Origin of the sequence: Alitibacter langaaensis DSM 22999, assembly GCF_003096995.1 — a bacterium.
GTDB classification, from domain to species: Bacteria; Pseudomonadota; Gammaproteobacteria; order Enterobacterales; family Pasteurellaceae; genus Exercitatus; species Exercitatus langaaensis.
This window is the reverse complement of sequence record NZ_QENU01000006.1, coordinates 70,115-91,902: the sequence shown is the minus strand read 5'-3', so window position 1 is coordinate 91,902 and position 21,788 is coordinate 70,115. Positions and strand designations below refer to the sequence as shown.

The window sequence follows — 21,788 nt, the reverse complement described above, 5'->3', positions numbered from 1 at the left end:
TCTCAAAGGCTTTAACTGTCTAAAGTTAATCTTATCGCAGAAACAAAACAGCTTAATTGACATTCACCACAGCCATTACAACGAAGCGGATCAACTTGCAGATCGGGCGAAATAGCTTGTTTTGGGCAAGCTTGTTGGCAGCATTCACAGGATTGATGAGAATGTTGAATGCAAGAAGATAAGAACGTAGGGCGTAACTCGGTATCAGCCCGAAAGGCGCGATGCAATGCTTGTTGTATGCAAGCATCTGCGCAGCGTCCACAAAAAGAACAGGTTGAGTAGCCCAAATCTAGCATGACCTTCCCTTCGGATATTTGTAAAATGCTATTCGGACAAGCGGAAACACAATCCCCACAGCCATTACAAGCGTTCAAAAAAAGGTGTTCTTTCGCGGCAAATGGCGGACGAGGAACCGCCCGTTTGGCATCTTGTTGAAGGTGTTTTTCGCTCCCCCCTAAAATGCCACGAAAGAGATTCCGACGAGAAATAACATGATGAGAAAGATAGGCTTGATAATAGCGTTCATCTTTCTGATTTTTCTTATCGGTAAAATTGAACATCTTTTACGCTTACACCTAATTCATCTTGCCAAATTGCCAGGGTTTCTTGCGCCAATAATGCAATGCCTTGATAAAAAGGTGCATTGGCATTTTGTGCAAAAAGACGGAGAAAATGCGATCCCCAAGGCAATAAATGCTGTGATAAATATTCATTTAATATTTCAGGTTTCGTTTCTGCGATATAGGCGGCGAGCATAAGCATTAAACCAAAATGATCTTCGGGTTCGCCTTGTTTACCTAACGCCGCAATCTGATTCGTTGACAAAAATTCACGCAACGCTAATAGCGAATTACCAAAAATGACCCCTTCGGGATCTAGATAAACTGAACTCCAAGGTGGTGCTGGTAAATCGTTAGGGCCTAAAAAAAGTGCTTGAAACTGTTCTTCCGTTGGCTCTGCTTTGAGCAACGTTTGAATTTCTGAATTAACATCAACGCCCCATTCATCTGCCCAATTCGGTTGATGAAAAAAATGAATAATTGGGCGAACCTGTTCGGTGCTCGGTTCGTAATAAAAAATCGCACCAAGCAAACGCCCTGTTGTGGCAATCCATTGTTGTACTTCTGTCATAAAATTCCTTAAAAATTAACCGCACTTTGTGGTTAGACCAAAAGAAGTGCGGTTAAAAAATGGGATAATTATCCTGCAATCGCGGTTCCTGCAGTCATATGCAAACCATAAAACACGGTGCGCCCGATCATTTCCGCCAATAATACGATAACCACGGCGAAACCTGAAGCGAACGCATTTTTGACTTTCAATAATAATAGCCCTGCAATCGCTAATAAACATAAGCGAACCACGTGCATGACGGCATAATCTGGCACTAATGCAGAAGCTTGCTGGATTGCACTATGAATGTGGCTTAAACCAAAACCTTGGTAAATCACCACGATGGCAGATAAAAACACGCCTAAGCAATAAAGCATTGGTGTGCAACGTAATTGGTAGGTTTTCTCTGAATTTGCATTTAATAATGCATAGGCTAAAGCCGAGCCGCCAATCACAATTGTTAGATAGAAATGCCATGAGGTAAATGCTGTGTTCCAGGTCGGCACAGTATTAATATGATAAAGATTATTCATCATATACATAAATACTAAGCCAACAAGTGCGGTCAAAATTAACCATAATTTTGCTAAACCTTGAGGCATTTTCCCCAGCACAGCCAATAACCAATAAAAACCTGCTAAGGCAAAAAACACGGCGCCACTTGCAATTTCATTGCTCAGCATTGATGAGCCAACGCGGTTTAAGCTATTGAACGCGCGTAGTGGCGTGCCTAAGTGAAGGACTGATGAAATAAATCCAATGCCTAACAACGCAAGCAAGATAAAAATCACTTTGTTTAAGTAATGGCGACTTGCTTGATTATTCTCTCGGCACAGCACGAAAGTAAAAATTAACCAACAACCGACCGCACTTTGTGCAAGCACAGTGAAAATCACTAAGGGTAATTCATGTAATCCGTTCATTTTATACCTCTCTTGGATTTGCTAAGAAACCATTGGCATCGCCGCTAGGACGTGCATTTTTATTTGGTTTAATCACTAAGTTTGGTTGGGTTAATTCTGCTGACGGTAATGGTGCAATAGACGCTTGATCGCCGTATTTTTCACGCAATTCATCAATAGGGCCAAAATCTAATGCACGCAATGGACAAGATTCCACGCAAATTGGTTTTTTTCCTTCTTTAACCCGTGAATAGCACCCATCACATTTTGTCATATGCCCTTTTTTCGCATCAAATTGTGGTGCGTCATAAGGACAAGCCATATGGCAATAACGGCAACCGATACAGGTTTCTTCGTTCACAATCACAAAACCGTCTTCATTTTTATGCATTGCCCCTGTCGGACACACTTTAGCGCAAGCGGGATCTGAACAATGATTGCAAGAAATAGAGGTGTAATAAGCAAACACATCTTGGTTCCAACAGCCATCGTTGCCTTGAACCCAATTTCCCCCTGCATATTCATAAATACGGCGGAAATTAACATCCGTTCCTAAATCTTTGTAATCCTTACAAGCTAATTCACAGGTTTTACACCCAGTGCAGCGTTCAGAATCAAAGTAAAAGCCATGTTGTTTCATCATCGCTACTCCTATAATTTTTCAATTTGAACTAAATTTGAATGTTGCGGATTACCCTTCGCTAATGGCGATGGACGTTGTGTTGTGAGAACATTAATACAACCAGAGTGGTCAACTTTATTATTATCTGGCGCATACCAAGCCCCTTCACCTAATGCCACAACGCCTGGGATAATACGAGGTGTAACTTTGGCATTAATTCGCACTTCGCCACGATCATTAAAGATGCGAATCATACTGCCATTTTTGATTCCGCGCGGTTCAGCATCAATAGGATTAATCCAAACCTCTTGTGGATTTGCTTCTTTAATCACATCCACATTGCCATAGGTTGAGTGAGTTCTTGCTTTGTAATGGAAGCCTGTTAATTGCAGTGGGTATTTCTCCATTAATGGATCACCATAATGCTCAAAACTATCCGTATGCACTGGCAACGGATGAATCACTTCGTCTTTTTCCAATTTCCACGTACGAGCAATTTCCGCTAAGCGAGATGAATAGATTTCAATTTTTCCTGATGGCGTTTTTAATGGATTGGCTTCAGGATTATCTCTGAAATCTTTATAGGCAATATAGAAACCTTTTGGATCCACTTTTTTGAAGATACCTTGTTGTCTAAATTCTTCAAAGGTTGGAAGCTCAGGTAACTCTTGGCGAGATTGCTCATAAATATGACGTAGCCATTGTTCTTGAGTTCTGCCTTCTGTAAATTGTTCTTTTACGCCAAGTTTTTCGGCTAAATCACTCAGCATATCGTAGATATTACGGCACTCAAATGATGGTTTAACGACTTGATCGGCAAAGATGACATAGTTCATATTGGCAACAAAGGCATCTAAGCAGAAATCCATTTGCTCTGATGTTGTACAATCTGGCAATAAAATATCGCTATACTTAGCTGTAGACGTCATGTGGTTATCAATGGTAATGATTAATTCACATTTGGAGTCATCTTGTAGAATTTCATGGGTTCGATTAATTTCTGCATGCTGATTAATCAAGCAGTTACTCGCATAATTCCAAATCACTTTAATTGGTGCAGATAATTTTTCAACGCCTCGAATACCATCGGATGTTGCTGTCATCTCAGGCCCGCGAATAATCGCATCCGTCCATAAAAACATTGGGATACTTGCTTGAATCGGGTTTGTTAAGGTTGGCATTCGTACAAATGGCACTCCATAGGCGCTTTCTCTTGCCCCAGTATTTCCGCCACTAATCCCCACATTACCTGTTAAAATCGGCAACATAGCAATCGCACGAGAAATAAGCTCACCATTACTACGGCGTTGTGGCCCCCAACCTTGTGAAATGTAAGCTGGTTTTGCTTGACCAATTTCACGCGCTAATTTAATAATACGGTCGGTTGGAATACCTGTGATTTTAGACGCCCACTCAGGGGTTTTGGCAATGCCGTCATCGCCTTGACCTAAAATATAGGCTTTATAGTGACCATTTTTAGGTGCATCAGCAGGCAAGGTTTTTTCATCATAGCCAACACAATATTTGTCTAAAAATGCCTGATCAACCATATTTTCAGTAATCAATACATAGGCAAGTGCGGACACCAGTGCCGCATCTGTGCCTGGGCGGATAGGAATCCATTCGTCCTCTTTGCCCACACCAGTATCCGTATAGCGCGGATCAATAATAATCACTCTAGCATTCGATTTTGCTTTGGCTTGCTCAAAACAATAAGTCAATCCACCGCCACTCATGCGGGTTTCAGAAGGATTATTACCAAAAAGCACAATGAGTTTTGTGTTTTCAATATCAGCTAAACCATTACCCAATGCCCAGCCACCGCCATAAGTGTAATCTAAGCCTACGGCAATTTGCGCTGTACTATAATCGCCATAATGGTTTAAATATCCGCCGATACAATTCATTAAACGCGCCACTAAAGTTGAGCCAGGTGGCCAAGATTTGGTGACAGTTCCGCCTAATGTGCCTGTACCATAGTTTAGATAAATACTTTCATTGCCGTATTTATCAATATTTTTACGTAATGATTGAGCAATTTCCGTTAATGCTTCATCCCAAGAAATACGTTTAAATTTACCCTCGCCACGTTTTCCCACACGTTTCATTGGATATTTCAAGCGATCAGGATTATAAACACGGCGGCGCATTGAACGCCCACGCAAACACGCGCGAACTTGATGATCCACATTATAAGTGTCTGTACCCGTATTATCCGTTTCAACATATAAAATTTGATTATCTTTTACATGCATTCTCAACGGACAACGGCTACCACAGTTTACGGTACAAGCACTCCACACCACTTTTTCTTCACTTGTAGAAGATGAGTTCTGAGCCTGCTCATTGGCTTTCACCGCAAAAGGCAGTGACACTCCACTAGATGCAGCAAGCGCTGTCATTCCACTTGCTTTAAGAAAGCGACGACGACTTGTTGTTGGATTATTAACCATACGAATCACTCCATAAAAAGAAATAAATAATATTTTATTTATACCATTGCTATGAATTAGATACTGTGAGCGAGATCAATAAATTTTGAATTATTTCTAATATAATCAATATATTGTAAATAAAAATTATTTGCAAATAAAAAACCGCACTTAATCTTTATCGATAAAGTGCGGTCATTTTTTAGTAAATTTTTATTGGGTTGTTACATCATCGCTGAAACATATTTCAACATGATACCTGCGGCGATGGCAGAGCCAATGACACCTGCTACATTTGGCCCCATGGCGTGCATAAGTAAAAAGTTTTGGCTATCAGCCTCTAGCCCAACTTTATTAGAAACACGCGCCGCCATTGGCACCGCAGAAACGCCAGCGGAACCAATCAATGGATTAATTTTGTTTTTGCTGAATTTATTCATCAATTTTGCCATTAATACCCCACAACCTGTGCCGATACCAAAGGCAACAACGCCAAGTAATAAAATCCCCAAGGTTTGCGGTTGTAAGAATTTATCTGCAATCAGTTTAGAGCCCACAGATAAACCTAACACAATGGTAGTGATATTGATTAATGCATTTTGTGTGGTGTCGCTTAAACGATCCACCACGCCGCTGACACGCATTAAATTGCCAAAACAGAACATACCGAGTAACGGCGCGGCATCAGGCAGCAATAAACCAACCAACAATAACAAAATAATCGGGAAGCAAATTTTTTCTGTATTACTCACACTGCGCAGTTGAGTCATACGAATTTTGCGTTCTTCTTCCGTGGTTAATGCTTTCATAATTGGTGGTTGAATCAATGGTACTAATGCCATATAAGAATAAGCCGCCACCGCAATGGCACCAAGCAATTCTGGCGCTAGTTTGCTAGTTAAATAAATGGCAGTTGGGCCATCTGCGCCGCCAATAATCCCGATTGAAGCCGCTTGTGGCAAAGTAAATTCAATAATGCCAAAATAGTTCAATGTGAGCGCACCAAGCACCGTAGCAAAAATACCAAACTGCGCGGCTGCACCGAGTAACAATGTTTTTGGATTAGCTAATAACGGGCCAAAATCTGTCATTGCGCCAACCCCCATAAAAATAATAAGGGGCGCAACACCATAACTAATTGCCACTTTATAGAACAGGGCTAAAATCCCTGCGCTATAACCCATATCCCCAGACATCGTTTCCAGATGATTCACAACCGATGCCGGCACAGAAGCAAGTGCGGTTTTTATTGCCGCAGGATCTGCCATAACGCCTAATTCTGCAGCAATTTTGCCAATTTGCTCTGGTGTGCCTAAGTGCAGTAAATTTTCTAATGCGGTCATCGCTAAACCCGCTTCTGGCAAATTAGACAGCAATCCGCCAAAACCGATAGGCAATAACAAAAGTGGTTCAAATTTTTTTGAAATCGCAAGCCACAGCAACAACACACTGATGACAAGCATTACCGCTTGCCCCCATTCCATATGCAGAATGCCCGTGCCTTGGATTAATGCAATAATACTCTCCATTTATTGCTCCTTAAGCTAAGGTCATCACGGTATCGCCCACAGCCACCGCATCACCCGCTTTCACTTGAATGCCACGAACAGTGCCTGCTTGCGCAGCTTTCACTTCGGTTTCCATTTTCATTGCTTCGAGAATAAATAACACATCACCCGCTGCGACAGTTTGACCTTCAGTCGCCACCACTTTCCAAATATTCCCAGCCATTGGTGCAGTAACAGGCACACCTTCTGCAGACGGTGCAGGTGCTGCTGGCGTTGGGGTTGTTGCTGGTGCGGCAGCTGGCGTAATTGCAGAAACATCGCCACCTTCACTCACTTTCACAACAAAGGCTTTGCCTTCTAATTCCACCATATAAACGGCTGAACCCGCAGGCGCTTTAGCCGCTGCAAGTGCGGTCGATTTTTCAGTATTTTTTTCCACCGCGCTTTCTGCCGTTGGTGCAGGCTCAAAGGCTGATGGGTTATCACGATTTTCTAGGAATTTCCAAGCGATTTGTGGGAATAAGGCAACAATTAACGCATCATCAACGGTATTTTCTGCCAATTTCACGCCTTTTTCTTTCGCAGTTGCAACCACTTCTGCTTCAATTTTTGCCATTTCAGGGGCAATATGATCAGCTGGGCGGTCTGTCATTGGCTGTGCGCCTTCAAGCACACGAGCTTGCAATGCTGAATCAACGGGCGCTGGGGTTTTGCCGTATTCCCCTTTCAAGATGCCTGCTGTTTCTTTTGCGATAGTTTTATAGCGTTCACCCATTAACACGTTAATCACTGCTTGTGTGCCCACAATTTGCGAGGTTGGCGTGACCAATGGAATATAGCCTAAGTCTTTGCGAACTTTAGGAATTTCTTCTAATACAAGATCAAGTTTATCGCTAGCATTTTGTTGTTTTAATTGGCTTTCAAGGTTTGTTAGCATGCCGCCCGGCACTTGTGCCACAAGAATACGGCTGTCCACGCCACGCAATTGTCCTTCAAATTTGGCATATTTTTTGCGTACATTACGGAAATAAGCCGCAATTTTTTCTAAGCGCGGAATATCCAATCCTGTGTCAAATTCAGTACCTTGCAAGGTGGCGACTATCGCTTCGGTGGCTGGATGCCCATAGGTGCCAGACATAGAAGAAATCGCCGTATCTACGCCATCCACACCTGCTTCAATGGCTTTCAATAACGCCATTTCTGACATACCTGTGGTTGCGTGACAATGTAAATGCAGTTGCACATCAAAGCGTTTTTTAATTTCACCCACTAATTCTGCCGCTGCCATTGGGTTTAAAATGCCCGACATATCTTTGATCACAAGGCTATCTACACCAATTTCAAGCAATTGCTCCGTGGTATCTAACCAAGTTTGTAGCGTATGAACAGGGCTTGTGGTATAACTTAATGTGCCTTGAGCATGACCGCCGTTTTTCTTCACCGCTTGCAATGCGGCTTTCATATTGCGCGGATCGTTCAATGCATCAAACACGCGGAATACATCCATACCATTGGCGACACAGCGTTCCACAAAGCGATCTACCACATCATCAGCATAATGACGATAACCTAAAAGATTTTGCCCGCGCAGCAACATTTGCAATGGGGTTTTTGGGCAAGCTTTTTTCAATTCACGCAAACGCACCCACGGGTCTTCGCCTAAAAAACGGATACAGCTGTCAAAGGTTGCTCCGCCCCAAGCTTCAAGCGACCAATAACCAATATCATCCAATTCCGCCGCAATCGGCAACATATCATCAAGACGTAAACGTGTTGCAAAAAGAGATTGATGTGCATCACGAAGAACAACATCAGTAATTTTAATTTTTTTAGTCATAACATATCCTTATTAATTTAAGCCTTGAGAACGACGATGATGTGCAATAGCGGCAACAATGACGGGGCGAAGACGCTCTAAATCACTTGTTGACGCAGAAAGTGCGGTCGAATTTTGTTGTGTTTTTGGAGTGGGAATAGGTTCTGGAAAAAACCGATTAATCAGGGTGGAACTCACTCTAATCGCCAAAATAAGAATGAGCAAAAATACAAGTACAAAACCCATACCCGATAACATTAGGTTTATCCCTTCACCAAACAGCTCTGCTGGGGTCATTTTTATTTCCTTCTTTTTTGCTTTTAAAATCGCCAGTTTATTCTACTGAATTCGTTTCAGCCGATCTGTGACCGAGATCACAATAAGAAAATCTGCACAAGATTTTCTTTCGGAAAATTATTGTAATTCAAAATGAAAGGAAAATTTAAAACAAAAGTGCGGTCAAAATTTTAAAAATTTGACCGCACTTTTTTAGCTTACCGTTTGTATTAAAGCGGAAATGTTGCTGGCGAATTGTTCTTTTTCTGCCATTTCTAAAATTTGTTTGTGGGTGTGTTGTTTGCCGTTGTAAACCACTACCATGGCTTTATCGCCAATTTGTAGATAGTTGCTTTCACCAAATTCCGTATAACGCGTGGCGCCGATGCTGATGACAGCTTTGCTTGGGTAATCCGCTTGTTGGAGCAAATGGGCAATATTGTTCATTGGTCCTTCGTCAGGCTGATTATTCATGTGATCAACAATCCAGTTCAGCAGTTTTTCATGGAAATAACTATAACCCACGGCAGGGCTATCCACACCGTATTCATTGAGTTTACCATTGCGTTTGTGGAAGCAAGCAATGCGATAATCATCAATGTTGCCGCCTGCAGTAAATTGATCTAAGGCAATCCAATGGCTAGCCATACCTTTTGAATGATTGCCCCAGTTCTTTTTCTCTGAAATTTTGCGCGCATTCGGGCGGCGAATGGAACAATCGTTGTAAGCAGCAAAATGAGTCGGCAAAAGTGCGGTGACTTTTTTGCCTGTTTTTTCATTTGTATATTTCACATCACAAATAAGCGCAATTTCAGGCTCAATCTGTAAATTATCCGCGTCTTTGGGGAAATTTAATTGCGTTGATGAAAGTGGAAAAACCGTGAGAAACTGGGTGAGATCATCGAGTTTTTCACAGGGAACATAAAAAGGGAAAATCGCTTTGGGCTGTATTGCTTCTTGTGTTTTTACATTCATAAAATCAGCCGCTTCGCCAGCTTGCTCAAGGTGTCCTGCAAAATTGCCTGCCACGCCTAAGCCAATAAACCTTTGATTTAACATTTTATTCTCCTTAAATAACGGAAATAAAAAGCGCATACTCTAGCTTGAGTCTGCGCTTAATTGATTATTGTTGTGGAAAAAATGGGAAGAAAATAGGTAATAAAACCATACTCACTGCGATCATAATCATAATTAACGGCACGCCCACTTTTGCGTAATCACCGAAACGATAACGCCCGACAGATAAAATCATCGTGTTCGCTGGCGTACCAATAGGGGTGGCAAAAGCGCACGATGAACCCACCACCACCGCCATTAATACAGCACGGGGATCGGCACCCAATGTTTGCGCAATGGAAAGCCCAATTGGCGCTAATAATGCTGCCGTGGCGGTGTTAGACATAAAATTGGTTAGCGCACAGCTTAATAATAGGATAGTGAGTAATAATAAATGCGAATTCGCCTGAGGGCCCAGCCAGCCTATAATGGTGTGGGCAATATCGGCACCCGCCCCTGTGCGTTTTAGGGCTTCCGCCAAGGCAAGCGTACCCGCAAATAAGAAGATCACTTGGCTATCAATCGCTTCATAGGCTTGTTTTTCGGTAATTACACGCAAAATCACCAAAATTAATGCGCCAACACAAGCGGATAAATACAGTTTGATGCCAATTACATCCTCAAACACCATGGCAAATAACGTTGCCATTAACACGGCAAATGAGACCCACTGTTTCCATTTCGGAATAGGGTTATCGTGGCGATGAAACACGTGAACATCATTGTCGTTTGTGCTGCTATTTTCTTTTTGTGACAATAAACGATAACCAATAAAGACAAAAAATAATACGCCAATAATCAGCATTGGAATGCCGATTTTGGCATATTCAAAGAAACCAAATTTATGTCCTGCATTTTCTAGCACCCCTTGCACCACCAGATTATTCGGTGAACCAATGAGAGATAAGTTGCCGCCCAAGGTTGAGGCGAATGCCATTGGCATTAATAGACGAGAGCGGGCAAAGCCAGATTTAACTGAAATACCTAAAATCACAGGAATTAAAATAGCTGCAGTGCCTGTATTAGATAGCACCGCAGACATCAAGCCAGTAATAACCATTAATACCGTCATTAGCTTTAATTCGCTGGTGGTAAATTTAGTGACAATTCCACCAATTTTATTCGCCATCCCCGTTTCAAACAGCGCACCGCCAATAATAAACATTGCCGCAAATAAGATCACATTGGTGTCAACAAAACCAAGAAAAGCATCTTTTTGGGGGAGCACACCTGAAAGCGATAATCCCACGCAAACAATCATCGCTGTTACTGCAAGCGGTAATTTTTCCCATGCGAACATAATAATGGCGAACACGAGAAAACAAAGTGTAATGGCACTTGGGGTCATAATAAACTCCGAATAAATATCAAAATTGGCTCATTATAGCTGAACAATCGCTGATCATTGAAAATTATTGTTATACCGCCAAAAAATAATGAAAAATCAGACCGCACTTTTGCTGTTTTACCGTCTGTTTTTATTCGAGTTTCACTATAAATAACAAATAAAAAAGCACGCATAAAAATACGTGCTATAAAATACCTGAATTGTTAAATTAACGCGCCAAAGACATAGCCAACAGGGTGATAGGATGAACACAGGTGACATTACTTGACATATCAATTTGCCATTTACAGGTTTGACATTCTGAAACTACATAATCAAAACCACCGGCATTAATATTTTCAAACAAGTTTTTACCTATCGCTTGTGATTTCTCATAATTCTCAGCTTTAAAACCATAAGTTCCTGCAATACCACAACATTGGCTTGGCAACATCACAATTTCTAACTCAGGAATTTGTTTTAACACTTCTAAAGTGTAAGGCGCCCAGCCTGCTTTTTCCACATGGCAAGCAGTGTGATAGGCGACACGTAATTTCAATGGTTTCAGTGGCAGTTTTTTGCCTTGTTCAAACAATTTGAATAAATACGGGGTAACCATATGAATATGCGGACGCACTTTCACATTGTCTATGCCCAAAATATGATGATATTCATCACGCAGATTTAGGGTGCAACTTGACGCCTCTCCAATCACATCTAAGCCATTTTCATCTACCATTTTTTCAATGTAATCGGTATTAAATTGGGCAATTTTTTTAGCGCGTTCAGGAAAACTGTTCACCATTAATGGCAAGCCACAGCATTTCTCTTTTTCTAACAACACCACGCCAATATCTAATGCATTGAAAACATCAATCAGCTCTTTGCCTAATTGCGGATTGTTATAATTCACATAACAGCCATGATAATAAGCAATTTTATGATTATATTTGGCTTGTTCCGCCGCCATTTTTTTCAAATACCAATTTCGGAATGTGCCAAAAGCATATTTAGGCAACTGACGATGTTTGCTCACGCCAATAGTTTTTTCTAGCAAAAATTTAGTTGCTTTCAAGCCTGTAATGGTATTCACAATCGGCGCTAATGGCGTATTGAGAGAGCCCATAATATCGGTATTACTCAAAATGGCATCGCGTAATTTATGCACAGCAGATTTGTGTTGGCGATCAATATGTTTATTGCGCGCACGCACAATAATATCACCAATTTTTACATCTGACGGACAAGCCACTTCGCAGCGTTTGCAGTTTAAGCAATATTTCAGCGCTTCATCATAAAAATCCGCTGATTTTAAACGCAGCCGTTCGCCATCAGGGCCCGATTGTTTCGGCCCTGGATAAAATGGATTAACCTTGGTCACGGGGCAAACTGCCGTACAAGCGGTACATTTCAAACAATGTTCAAAACTTTCGTCTGTATGCGCGTGATGTTGCAATGGTGCAGAATCTAATTCTTTTTGCGCATTGGCAATGAGTTCTTGAATATTCATAACTGCCTCCTTATTGCGCTAAATTCGCTAAAATATGATCAGCAACAGTCAGCGCAGAAACGACTGCAACCCCAGAACCACAGCCCAATTCAATGGCATTATAGCCACCAATTACCGAACCTACTGCATATAAATTTTCAATTTTTTGACCGCACTTTTGTAGCTGACAATGTTCATTAATCACCACACCAGCAGATTGATATGGCTGCGCTGAAGCAAAACGTTTTGTCGTCCAGGTAAAACGATTTGTTGGGTCAAATTGTTCCGTTTTAACCATATCAGCATGGAATACTGGTTCATAAATATCATCAAATTCTGACACCAAACCATTGCTAAAAAAACTGCCCGATGCCAAGACAAAATGCGTTGCGCTAATGGGTTCGTTTTCATGAATTTGCGTGAAAATTTGTTTTACTCGATCACCTTCAAACTCTGCTCGCAAGGCTCTATCGCCATTCATCATCGTGCCACCAAGGCTTTCAAAACGTTGACGTAGTAATTTGTGCTGGCGACCACCTAATAATGATGGCGGCAAGGTTGGTAATTCAAACAATTGTAGTGAAGTGCTGTCTTGCAAACGATTAAAGAATTCTTGGCTATCCAAACCAAAGCAAGCGGGCAAGAAAACCGCATCAACATCTTTCGCCTCGAGTTCAATTTCTTGAATTAAGGCTTTAAATACAATATTTTGCTCTAAAGATTGCGCAATATGCACGCTACGAAATTCGCGGGATTGTTGGCGCAAAAAATCTAACTCAGGAATGCGTAAATAGCCCGTGCGAATAGACATCTGAGCGAATTGCGGTTGCTGCAATAAATTATCCGCTAATAATTGCGGTTGGAAATCGTGATAGCCTTCAATGCCTAAAATCGCAATGCTGTTGTAACTTAATGCTTTATTTGCCATCACCGTTGGCACACTATTGGGTGAAAGCCATGTTGCTCGCAACCCGCCTAATGGCGTGACACGATGATGATTTTGTTCAACAGAGCCCAACAAGCCTAATTTTAATTTTTGCGCTAACACTTCAAATTCTTTGGCTTTTTCAATCACTTGCGATTTGCCAATCAAACAATAAGGATGGGTTGGCATTTGTGCTTTTAAAGCATCAAAAGCGCGGTCAAAATTGACAACATTTTCGCCATTTGGCAAACGTGATAATAAATCCATTGAACCCGTAGCAAAATCAATTGCGGCTTGGCCATTATTCACAATCGCACAACGTTTGCCTTGCTGTTGTAACGCGATACCACAAGTTAAACCTGCAAGGCCGCCGCCAATAATCACGACATCAAAATTCATTGTTGTTCACTCCTTCTACCGCTTGTGGTTGAACATCATTTAAACCGAGTAAACTTTGGTAAATCCAGCTGGTAAATTCTGCTTCGCGCATGGCTTCGCCCCAAGCAATGGGCTGAATACCGCGCCAACGTTCTTCCATAAATGAATTTAGCTGCATCGTAGATTGGCTTGCAGTTGCCACGTCAAAACGCGCCATTAATCCAGCCGCACGGCAAGCGCAAAGTTCAGCTTGGCAAGTACCCATACCCACACGAGTGCGGCGGCGTAAATCCACCAAATTATTCACATTAAGTTGTTCAACGGCATAACGCACTTCGCCTGCCGTCACCGCTTCGCATTCGCACACTAAAGAGCGATCTAAACGTTCATTCTCAAGCATTGGTTTAGCCCGTGTGCCATGGCGATAGACCGCGGAACTGCTAATGGTTTTTGGAATATTGATAATTTTTTTATTTATTTCATCGCGGCTTTCATCAGAACCCGGCAAAGTGCGGTCAGCCGTTTCACATTTTTTATTCACGTTTAATTTTTTGCACACTAAATCCGTTGCCCATTCAGCCATTAAACGATAAGTCATTAATTTACCACCTGTGATAGTGATAAAACCGTCCAATCCATCGCGCTCGGCATGGTCAAGCAACACGATACCGCGGCTGACATTACGACCCGATGGATCATCATCGGTTGCCACCAACGGGCGCACGCCCGCATAGGCGCGTAATACGCGAGTATGGCGCAAACTTGGAGCCAGTTTTTCCCCTTCACGGAATAAAATATCCACTTCTTCAGGGGTAATTTCCATATTATCAATTTGATCATAAGGAATGCGTTCTGAAGTCGTGCCAATAACACAAATGGTATCGCCGGGTACTAAAATATCTGCATCCGCAGGTTTGCGGCAACGGTTAATAACCAATTTATTAATGCGGTGCCCCATCACAAGTAATGCGCCTTTGGCTGGAAACATGCGAATTTTAAGGTCCGCGTATTCCGCAATTCCTTGCCCCCAAATTCCCCCTGCATTCACCACCATTGGCGCGAAGAATTGACGTTCCACCGCATTTTTATGATCGTACACCTGAACCCCAATCACTTTACCGCCTTCGCGGATTAAGCCTTTCACTTCGCAATAGGTAAAAACTTGTGCGCCGTGCTCGGTTGCATCCATCATATTTGCCGCGGTTAAACGGAATGGATCGATGGAACCATCAGGCACCACCACTGCCCCCACTAAATTAGGATTAACGGAAGGTTCCATATAACGGGCTAAATCAGGATCAATGGCTACCGCTTCAATGCCCGATGCTGTACAAGCCTCAATAAATGTTTTTTGATAATTTAAATCATCTTCTGGCAAGGTAATAAATAAACCTTTGGTATCATCCACACAGTGGCGCGCAATATTTTTTAAAATCAAATTCTCTTTGATACATTCTTCTGCCGATTCACGGTCATTAACCGCATAACGACCACCACTATGTAATAACCCATGATTGCGCCCTGTGGCGCCCGTTGCGATGTCGCGGCGTTCTAATAAAATGCATTTTAAGCCGCGTAATGAACAGTCGCGCGCAATTCCAGCCCCTGTTGCTCCACCACCAATAATAATCACATCGGTGTTGACAGGTGAGAAATCGCCCACGTTTTTATAAAGATATGACATTGCCATAATGCCCCCACAGACAAATAAAGAAAAAGTACAACAAATTTTACTGTATCTTACTCCCCTAAAAGAAGAAATACTCAAATTTGACTAGGATTTGTGAACAAGATCACTAAATTTCCAAACTGATGTTTATAAACAAAACAATCGTTAAAACAAAAGTGCGGTCAAATTTTTCATTATTTTTGACCGCACTTCATGATTATAAATAAAGCAAATTAGTTATTTTTGTGCGCAGTCTTTATCTTTGCCCAAAAATTTCACTGCTAAATCAGGGAAATCGGTAAACACTCCTGTCGCGCCCACTTTGTTGTAAAGCGCGTCATACATTTGATTGATGTTAGTGAAAAATGGCGGTAATGCATCTTTACGTACTGTGTAAGGATGTAATTCCATTTTTGTTTTCGCAATATCTTGCACCATCGGAGTATATTTCACATCACCTAATTTAGAGTTTTTATCATCGACTAACATATACCAAGCGGGGCCTACACCATCGGCATATTTTGCGACTTCCGTCATTGCGCCATCTTTAAACATCCAATCATAGCTATAATTTACCCATTTTCCTTTAGCATTTTTTTCCTCTGTTTCATGCCAATCCGTATAAGCAATTAATTGGACTAATTTTAAATTCATCCCCATTTTTGGCATTAATTCAGTTTTTATCCGTTTTAATTCATTAAAATCAAAGGTTTGCAAATATACCATATCTGATTTTTTATCATAACCATATTTTTTCAACACTTCTAAGGTTGCTTTGGCAATATCTTTACCTTCTTTGTGATGTAGCCACGGTGCTTTGATTTCAGGATAAATACCTATTTTTTTACCCGTTGATTTTTCTAAACCTTGGATAAATTCAAGTTCATCTTCAAAAGTATGAATGACAAAATGAGACTTAAACATAGGGAAACGATTTGGGTAAACCTGTTGTTGTTTACCATTTTCTGTTTTAAAGTTTTCCGTCATTTCTAATGTTTGAATTTCTTTTAAAGTGAAATCCATTACATAATAACGCCCATCTGCACGCTTGCGGTTAGGGAATTTTTTCGCCACATCAGTTAAACCATCTAAAAAGTGATCATGAATGACAATTAAGCGATTATCTTTTGTCATCACTAAATCTTGCTCAAGATAATCTGCCTTTTGACCAAAAGCGAGTGCTTTACTTTCTAGTGTATGCTCAGGTAAGTAGCCACTTGCACCACGATGGGCAATAACTAACTTATCCTTATTATTGGCTTGTTGCACTTGAGCTTGATTGCTGCAAGCGGTTAATGTTGCCAATGTCATTAAGGTGAGTACGGTTTTTAGTTTCATAAAAGTCTCCTATTTTAAAGAAGAAAGTGCGGTTAAAAATGCTTTAATTTCAGCAATATATTACTAAATATTCTTTTAGTAAGAAGAATCTACAATCACTTCTTCACCATAACCACCGCTTAATGGCAATGGACGGTTGGTGCTGGCAGCGGAGCGAATGACACGAATACCGCGAATGCCGGCTTCACGAGCAGCGAGAATATCATCATTACTATCACCATAATGAATAGCCACTTTATGATCGACAATATATTTTGTTTTGTCGTATTTATAAGGCTCAACGGGGGTATCTTTGGTGTAATTGATTGGTTGCATATTTTTGATTTGGAAAGCTTGTTGCAAAATAAGCCCTAATTGATCAATTTGACCCGCTTTATGATTGACGTGTGGTGTGCGGCCTGTAATGAAAATAATTTGATCGCCACGTGCTTGATGCATATCAATAATGCGTTTTGCAGATTCTTTTGGAATAGAATATTTGTCACATCCATCGGCGACAAAATTCCAATATGCTTGGTCATGTAAATAATCCATGCTATCAGGCGAGAATGTTTTTTTACCGTAATAGAAACATTGAGAAGAAAATAGCGTTGTATCATCAATATCAAGGCTAACCGTTATTGGTGGTTTGCCTTTTAACTGCTGTGCAATGTCTTCTACTGAAACCCATTTCACATCTTTTTCATGGCTATAATCAATGGCAGTCACCCCTTGGTGGGTATAAGGTAGTTTAGGGCCTTTTGCATTAACTGAAAAAGCCATAGCCGCAACACTTAAACCAATTAAACTCAATTTAAACAAAGACATCATATTCTCCTTCGTCTTTTACTTATTAATCATTATTAAACTTCAATAAAAATCAGCAATGTTGAAATAGCTAGTTAAAAAAAGGAAGAGCATAAAAACTCTTCCTCGTTAATCTATCAGCCATTATTTGCCGTAGTGATCACCTAATTTCGCTTTATGTTTGCCTTCTTCAAGCATAACAATCAGCATTAGGATGATAGATAAAATCCCCCCAGTGATCATCACATAGAAACCACCGTCCCAGCCATAATATTCTGCAGCCCAACCTACTACTGCTGATGCAGAAACTGTCCCACCTAGGTAGCCAAATAACCCTGTGAAACCTGCTGATGTACCCGCTGCTTTTTTAGGTGCTAACTCAAGGGCGTGTAAACCAATTAACATAACAGGACCATAAATTAAGAAACCAACTGTTGTCATTAAAATGAAGTCCATTAATTGGTATGGGTTTTCATAGAATGGTTTACCTTCATATAAGGCTAATTCCGCTTCAGGAGTTGCTGGGTTTTTCCATAATGCAAAAACCGCAATTGTGGTTAAAATCATGAAGATAAAGCCCGTTAAACCACGTTTACCTTTGAAGAGTTTATCTGATACCCAACCACATAATAATGTGCCTGGAATAGCGGCTAATTCATAAATGGTATAAGCCCACGCCGTTCCTTTAATGTTGAAGTGTTTTACTTCGCCTAAGTACACTGGAGACCATTTCAATACGCCATAACGAATTAAATAAACGAATACGTTAGCAATGGCGATGTACCATAATAATTTATTTTTAAGCACATAAGTAACGAAGATTTCTTTTGTGGTTAAATCTTTTTCTGAGGTTTCTTCGTTATAGCCATCAGGATAGTCGTTACGCCATTTTTCTACTGGCGGTAAACCACAAGATTGTGGCGTATCTTTCATGACAAGATAAACAGGAATAGCGGCAATCATTGCGGCAATACCTGGATAATAAAGTGCTTGTTGCCATACATCTTTTGCAGTGGCTTGTTCGCCTGTGTTGCTAAAGTAAATGGCGCTTGCTAATAACACCATTGCACCCGGTACCATACCACCAACATTGTGCGCACAGTTCCAGATTGATACGATAGTTCCACGTTCAGATTTAGACCACCAGTGAACCATTGTACGACCACATGGCGGCCATCCCATTCCTTGGAACCAACCATTTAAGAAAATCATCACAAACATGACAGCAATGCCTGAAGTTGCCCAAGGCATTAACCCCATCATTGTCATACAAAGACCAGAAAGCAATAAACCAAATGGTAAAAATACTTTTGGGTTAGAGCGGTCTGAAACACTCGCCATTACAAATTTTGATAAACCATACGCAAGGCCTGCCCCAGTACCAATAATACCGAGTTCTGCCTTGTTATACATTCCAGCTTCGATCAATCCCTTTTGTGCTAAGTCAAAGTTAGCACGCACAAAATAATAAGCGGCATAGCCAAAGAAAATGCCCGCAAAAACTTGCCAACGCAAAAATTTATATCTTGCGTCAACTTTATCTGCAGGTAGCTCTGCAATATGCGGAGCCGGTTTAAAAGGACCAAACATAATAAACTCCTAGGTCAATAAAATTACACTTGAGTTTTCTACTAAACCCAAACCACTTGTGTTTGCAACGGGGTAAGATACTTCAAAAAATTTGATATAAAAACGTCTTTTTTTACAACTTGTGATCCTAATCACAAATTTTTAACAAAAATTGATAAATTAGAGGAAAAATAAATCATTGCAAAAGCAGTTAAAAAAAGGAAAATAGCTGTCATTATCCTTTTTATACTTATAATTATGATTTTTTTCTCAAATGTTACCTTAAAACGCGGGCTCAACATTCTACTTGAAGATGCCAACGCAACGATTAATCCCAAGCAAAAAGTCGGGTTAGTGGGCAAAAATGGCTGTGGTAAATCATCACTTTTTGCTTTACTCAAAAAAGAAATGCAAGCTGAAGGTGGCGAAGTCAGTTACCCTGCCAACTGGGCGATATCTTGGGTGAATCAAGAAACGCCTGCATTAGATATGTCTGCCCTTGATTACGTCATTGAAGGTGATCGCGAATATTGCCGTTTGCAAAAAGCCCTTATTCAAGCAAACGAAAAAAATGACGGCGATGCGATTGCTCGCATTCATGAACAATTGGACACAATTGATGCTTGGACGATTCAATCCCGTGCGGCAAGTCTGCTACATGGTTTGGGATTTTCCCAAGAAACGCTTAACCACTCCGTGAAATCCTTTTCTGGGGGTTGGCGTATGCGCTTAAATTTAGCGCAAGCATTGCTTTGTCCATCCGATTTATTGTTACTTGATGAACCCACTAACCACTTAGATTTAGATGCAGTCATTTGGTTAGAACGTTGGCTGACACAATATCAAGGCACATTAATTTTAATTTCTCATGATCGCGATTTTCTTGATTCCATCGTGAACAAAATTATTCATATTGAAAATCAAAAACTGAATGAATACACCGGCGATTATTCTTCTTTCGAACTGCAACGTGCAGAAAAATTGTCGCAACAGACCGCACTTTTCCGCCAACAACAGGAAAAAGTAGCTCATTTACAAAAATATATCGATCGTTTCAAGGCAAAAGCCACCAAAGCAAAACAAGCCCAAAGTCGTATGAAAGCCTTAGAACGAATGGAATTGATTGCGCCAGCGCATGTAGATAATCCATTTAGCTTTGAATTTCGTGAACCTTTGTCATTGCCTAATCCATTGGTGATGATAGATAAAGCATCCGCAGGTTATGGCATTGGCGAAAGTGCGGTCAAAATTTTACAAAAAATTAAGCTTAATCTCGTTCCCGGATCACGCATTGGCTTGCTTGGTAAAAATGGGGCAGGTAAATCAACGCTGATCAAACTTTTAGCTCAAGAATTAACCGCACTTTCAGGCACCGTTCAACTGGCAAAAGGCGTTCAACTTGGCTACTTTGCGCAATATCAGCTTGATACCTTGCGTGCCGATGAATCCCCATTGTGGCATTTACAAAAACTCTCACCACAGCAAACAGAGCAAGAATTGCGCAATTATCTTGGCAGCTTTGCTTTCCACGGCGATAAAGTTAACGATCCTGTTAAATTATTTTCTGGCGGCGAAAAAGCCCGCCTTGTGCTGGCATTGATCGTATGGCAACGCCCGAATTTACTGCTGCTTGATGAACCAACTAACCATTTGGATCTTGATATGCGCCAAGCTTTAACCGAAGCTTTAGTGGATTATCAAGGATCGCTGGTGGTGGTGTCTCACGATCGTCATTTATTACGCAACACGGTGGAAGAATTTTATTTGGTACACGATCAGCAAGTGGAAGAATTTAACGGTGATTTAGATGATTACGCCAAATGGCTGAATGATATCAACGCCCAACAGCGCAATGAGCAAAAAAGTGCGGTCAAAAATGACGAAGTTTTGAAAACAGATCATGAAAATTCAAATAGCAACCGCAAAGAACAAAAACGCCGTGAAGCGGAGCTGCGCCAACAAACCGCGCCAATCCGTAAGCAAATTGCTAAATTTGAAATGGAAATGGATAAACTCAGCCAACAATTGCACGATATTGAAACGCAACTGGGCGACACTGAGCTTTATCATTCAGAAAATAAAGAAAAATTGACCGCACTTTTGGCAGATCAAGTAGAGGCTAAAAAATTGCTCGATCACATCGAAGCAGGCTGGCTCGCCGCCCAAGAAGAACTGGAAAAAATGTTAGGAGAAAATGAATGAACCCGTGGATTTTACTCGCTTTTGCGATTGTTATTGAAGTTACGGGGACAAATTGTATTAAAGCCAGTGAAGGCTTTACTAAACCAATCCCTACGGCTATCGCCATTATCGCCTTTGTATGCTCACTTTATTTACTATCGATCATTTCAAAAACCTTACCAATCGGCATCGTTTACGCCGTGTGGTCTGGCATAGGCATCGTTTTGACTTCAACTATTGGCTACTTTATTTTTGGACAAAAATTATCCCTTTCTGATTTCATTGGCATTGGGCTAATTTTAGCCGGCGTATTAGTAATAAATTTATTTTCGAGCGCTACACATTAACCAAAAAAACAACAAAGTGCGGTTATTTTAATCGCATTTTTTTATTTTCATCCT

General features: G+C 41.0%; 18 protein-coding genes. 2 read left to right on the top strand and 16 right to left on the bottom strand.

Going from position 1 to position 21,788, the window contains the following annotated elements; translation table 11 throughout:
- Positions 1-11 precede the first annotated feature (11 nt).
- The 16 genes from napF to glpT all read right to left on the bottom strand — a co-directional run bounded on the left by napF (position 12) and on the right by glpT (position 19,227).
- Positions 12-560, bottom strand: a complete 549-nt coding sequence (gene napF / locus C8D76_RS05735; RefSeq protein WP_116631834.1) for a ferredoxin-type protein NapF — start codon at positions 558-560, stop codon at positions 12-14.
- Positions 541-1,131 carry a Tat proofreading chaperone DmsD gene (dmsD, locus tag C8D76_RS05730; protein ID WP_116631833.1) on the bottom strand — a complete coding sequence of 197 codons (591 nt, stop codon included), beginning with the start codon at positions 1,129-1,131 and terminating at the stop codon, positions 541-543. The genes napF and dmsD overlap by 20 nt, the downstream gene beginning before the upstream one ends.
- A 68-nt stretch (positions 1,132-1,199) precedes the next feature.
- On the bottom strand, positions 1,200-2,036 hold the full coding sequence (locus C8D76_RS05725; protein ID WP_116631832.1) for a dimethyl sulfoxide reductase anchor subunit family protein: 837 nt from the start codon (positions 2,034-2,036) through the stop codon (positions 1,200-1,202).
- A 1-nt stretch (position 2,037) separates the two neighbouring features.
- The gene (locus C8D76_RS05720) at positions 2,038-2,655 is read right to left on the bottom strand and encodes a DMSO/selenate family reductase complex B subunit (protein WP_116631855.1); all 618 of its coding nucleotides are present in this window, start codon (positions 2,653-2,655) and stop codon (positions 2,038-2,040) included.
- Positions 2,656-2,666: 11 nt separating this feature from the next.
- Complete coding sequence (locus tag C8D76_RS05715) at positions 2,667-5,090, bottom strand: DMSO/selenate family reductase complex A subunit (protein ID WP_116631831.1); 2,424 nt, start codon at positions 5,088-5,090, stop codon at positions 2,667-2,669.
- Positions 5,091-5,293: 203 nt separating this feature from the next.
- A complete protein-coding gene (locus C8D76_RS05710) occupies positions 5,294-6,598 on the bottom strand; it encodes a sodium ion-translocating decarboxylase subunit beta (RefSeq protein ID WP_116631830.1) in 1,305 nt (434 codons plus the stop codon).
- A gap of 10 nt (positions 6,599-6,608) precedes the next feature.
- Positions 6,609-8,414, bottom strand: coding sequence for a sodium-extruding oxaloacetate decarboxylase subunit alpha (oadA, locus tag C8D76_RS05705; RefSeq protein WP_116631829.1), 1,806 nt, complete (start codon positions 8,412-8,414; stop codon positions 6,609-6,611).
- 12 nt (positions 8,415-8,426) lie between these two features.
- Complete coding sequence (locus tag C8D76_RS05700) at positions 8,427-8,690, bottom strand: oxaloacetate decarboxylase subunit gamma (protein WP_116631828.1); 264 nt, start codon at positions 8,688-8,690, stop codon at positions 8,427-8,429.
- A 192-nt stretch (positions 8,691-8,882) separates the two neighbouring features.
- A complete protein-coding gene (locus tag C8D76_RS05695; RefSeq protein WP_116631827.1) occupies positions 8,883-9,728 on the bottom strand; it encodes a DUF5718 family protein in 846 nt (281 codons plus the stop codon).
- 64 nt (positions 9,729-9,792) lie between these two features.
- Positions 9,793-11,073, bottom strand: coding sequence for a sodium/C4-dicarboxylate transporter SdcA (sdcA, locus tag C8D76_RS05690; protein ID WP_116631826.1), 1,281 nt, complete (start codon positions 11,071-11,073; stop codon positions 9,793-9,795).
- 208 nt (positions 11,074-11,281) lie between these two features.
- Positions 11,282-12,562 carry an anaerobic glycerol-3-phosphate dehydrogenase subunit GlpC gene (gene glpC / locus C8D76_RS05685; protein ID WP_116631825.1) on the bottom strand — a complete coding sequence of 427 codons (1,281 nt, stop codon included), beginning with the start codon at positions 12,560-12,562 and terminating at the stop codon, positions 11,282-11,284.
- Positions 12,563-12,572: 10 nt separating this feature from the next.
- Positions 12,573-13,865 carry a glycerol-3-phosphate dehydrogenase subunit GlpB gene (glpB, locus tag C8D76_RS05680; protein WP_116631824.1) on the bottom strand — a complete coding sequence of 431 codons (1,293 nt, stop codon included), beginning with the start codon at positions 13,863-13,865 and terminating at the stop codon, positions 12,573-12,575.
- Positions 13,855-15,534 carry an anaerobic glycerol-3-phosphate dehydrogenase subunit A gene (gene glpA, locus C8D76_RS05675; protein ID WP_116631823.1) on the bottom strand — a complete coding sequence of 560 codons (1,680 nt, stop codon included), beginning with the start codon at positions 15,532-15,534 and terminating at the stop codon, positions 13,855-13,857. Before glpA ends, glpB begins: the two co-directional genes overlap by 11 nt.
- A 216-nt stretch (positions 15,535-15,750) precedes the next feature.
- On the bottom strand, positions 15,751-16,851 hold the full coding sequence (gene glpQ, locus C8D76_RS05670; protein ID WP_116631822.1) for a glycerophosphodiester phosphodiesterase: 1,101 nt from the start codon (positions 16,849-16,851) through the stop codon (positions 15,751-15,753).
- A 75-nt stretch (positions 16,852-16,926) separates the two neighbouring features.
- Positions 16,927-17,661, bottom strand: a complete 735-nt coding sequence (gene aphA / locus C8D76_RS05665; protein WP_116631821.1) for an acid phosphatase AphA — start codon at positions 17,659-17,661, stop codon at positions 16,927-16,929.
- Between the two features lie 120 nt (positions 17,662-17,781).
- Positions 17,782-19,227 carry a glycerol-3-phosphate transporter gene (gene glpT / locus C8D76_RS05660; protein WP_116631820.1) on the bottom strand — a complete coding sequence of 482 codons (1,446 nt, stop codon included), beginning with the start codon at positions 19,225-19,227 and terminating at the stop codon, positions 17,782-17,784.
- A gap of 237 nt (positions 19,228-19,464) precedes the next feature.
- On the opposite strand from glpT, the gene C8D76_RS05655 reads away from it, so the two are divergent.
- On the top strand, positions 19,465-21,408 hold the full coding sequence (locus C8D76_RS05655; RefSeq protein WP_116631819.1) for an ABC transporter ATP-binding protein: 1,944 nt from the start codon (positions 19,465-19,467) through the stop codon (positions 21,406-21,408).
- Positions 21,405-21,734 (top strand): DMT family transporter, encoded by a 330-nt coding sequence (locus tag C8D76_RS05650; RefSeq protein WP_116631818.1) that lies wholly within the window; start codon positions 21,405-21,407, stop codon positions 21,732-21,734. Before C8D76_RS05655 ends, C8D76_RS05650 begins: the two co-directional genes overlap by 4 nt.
- The last annotated feature ends 54 nt before the right edge of the window (positions 21,735-21,788 follow it).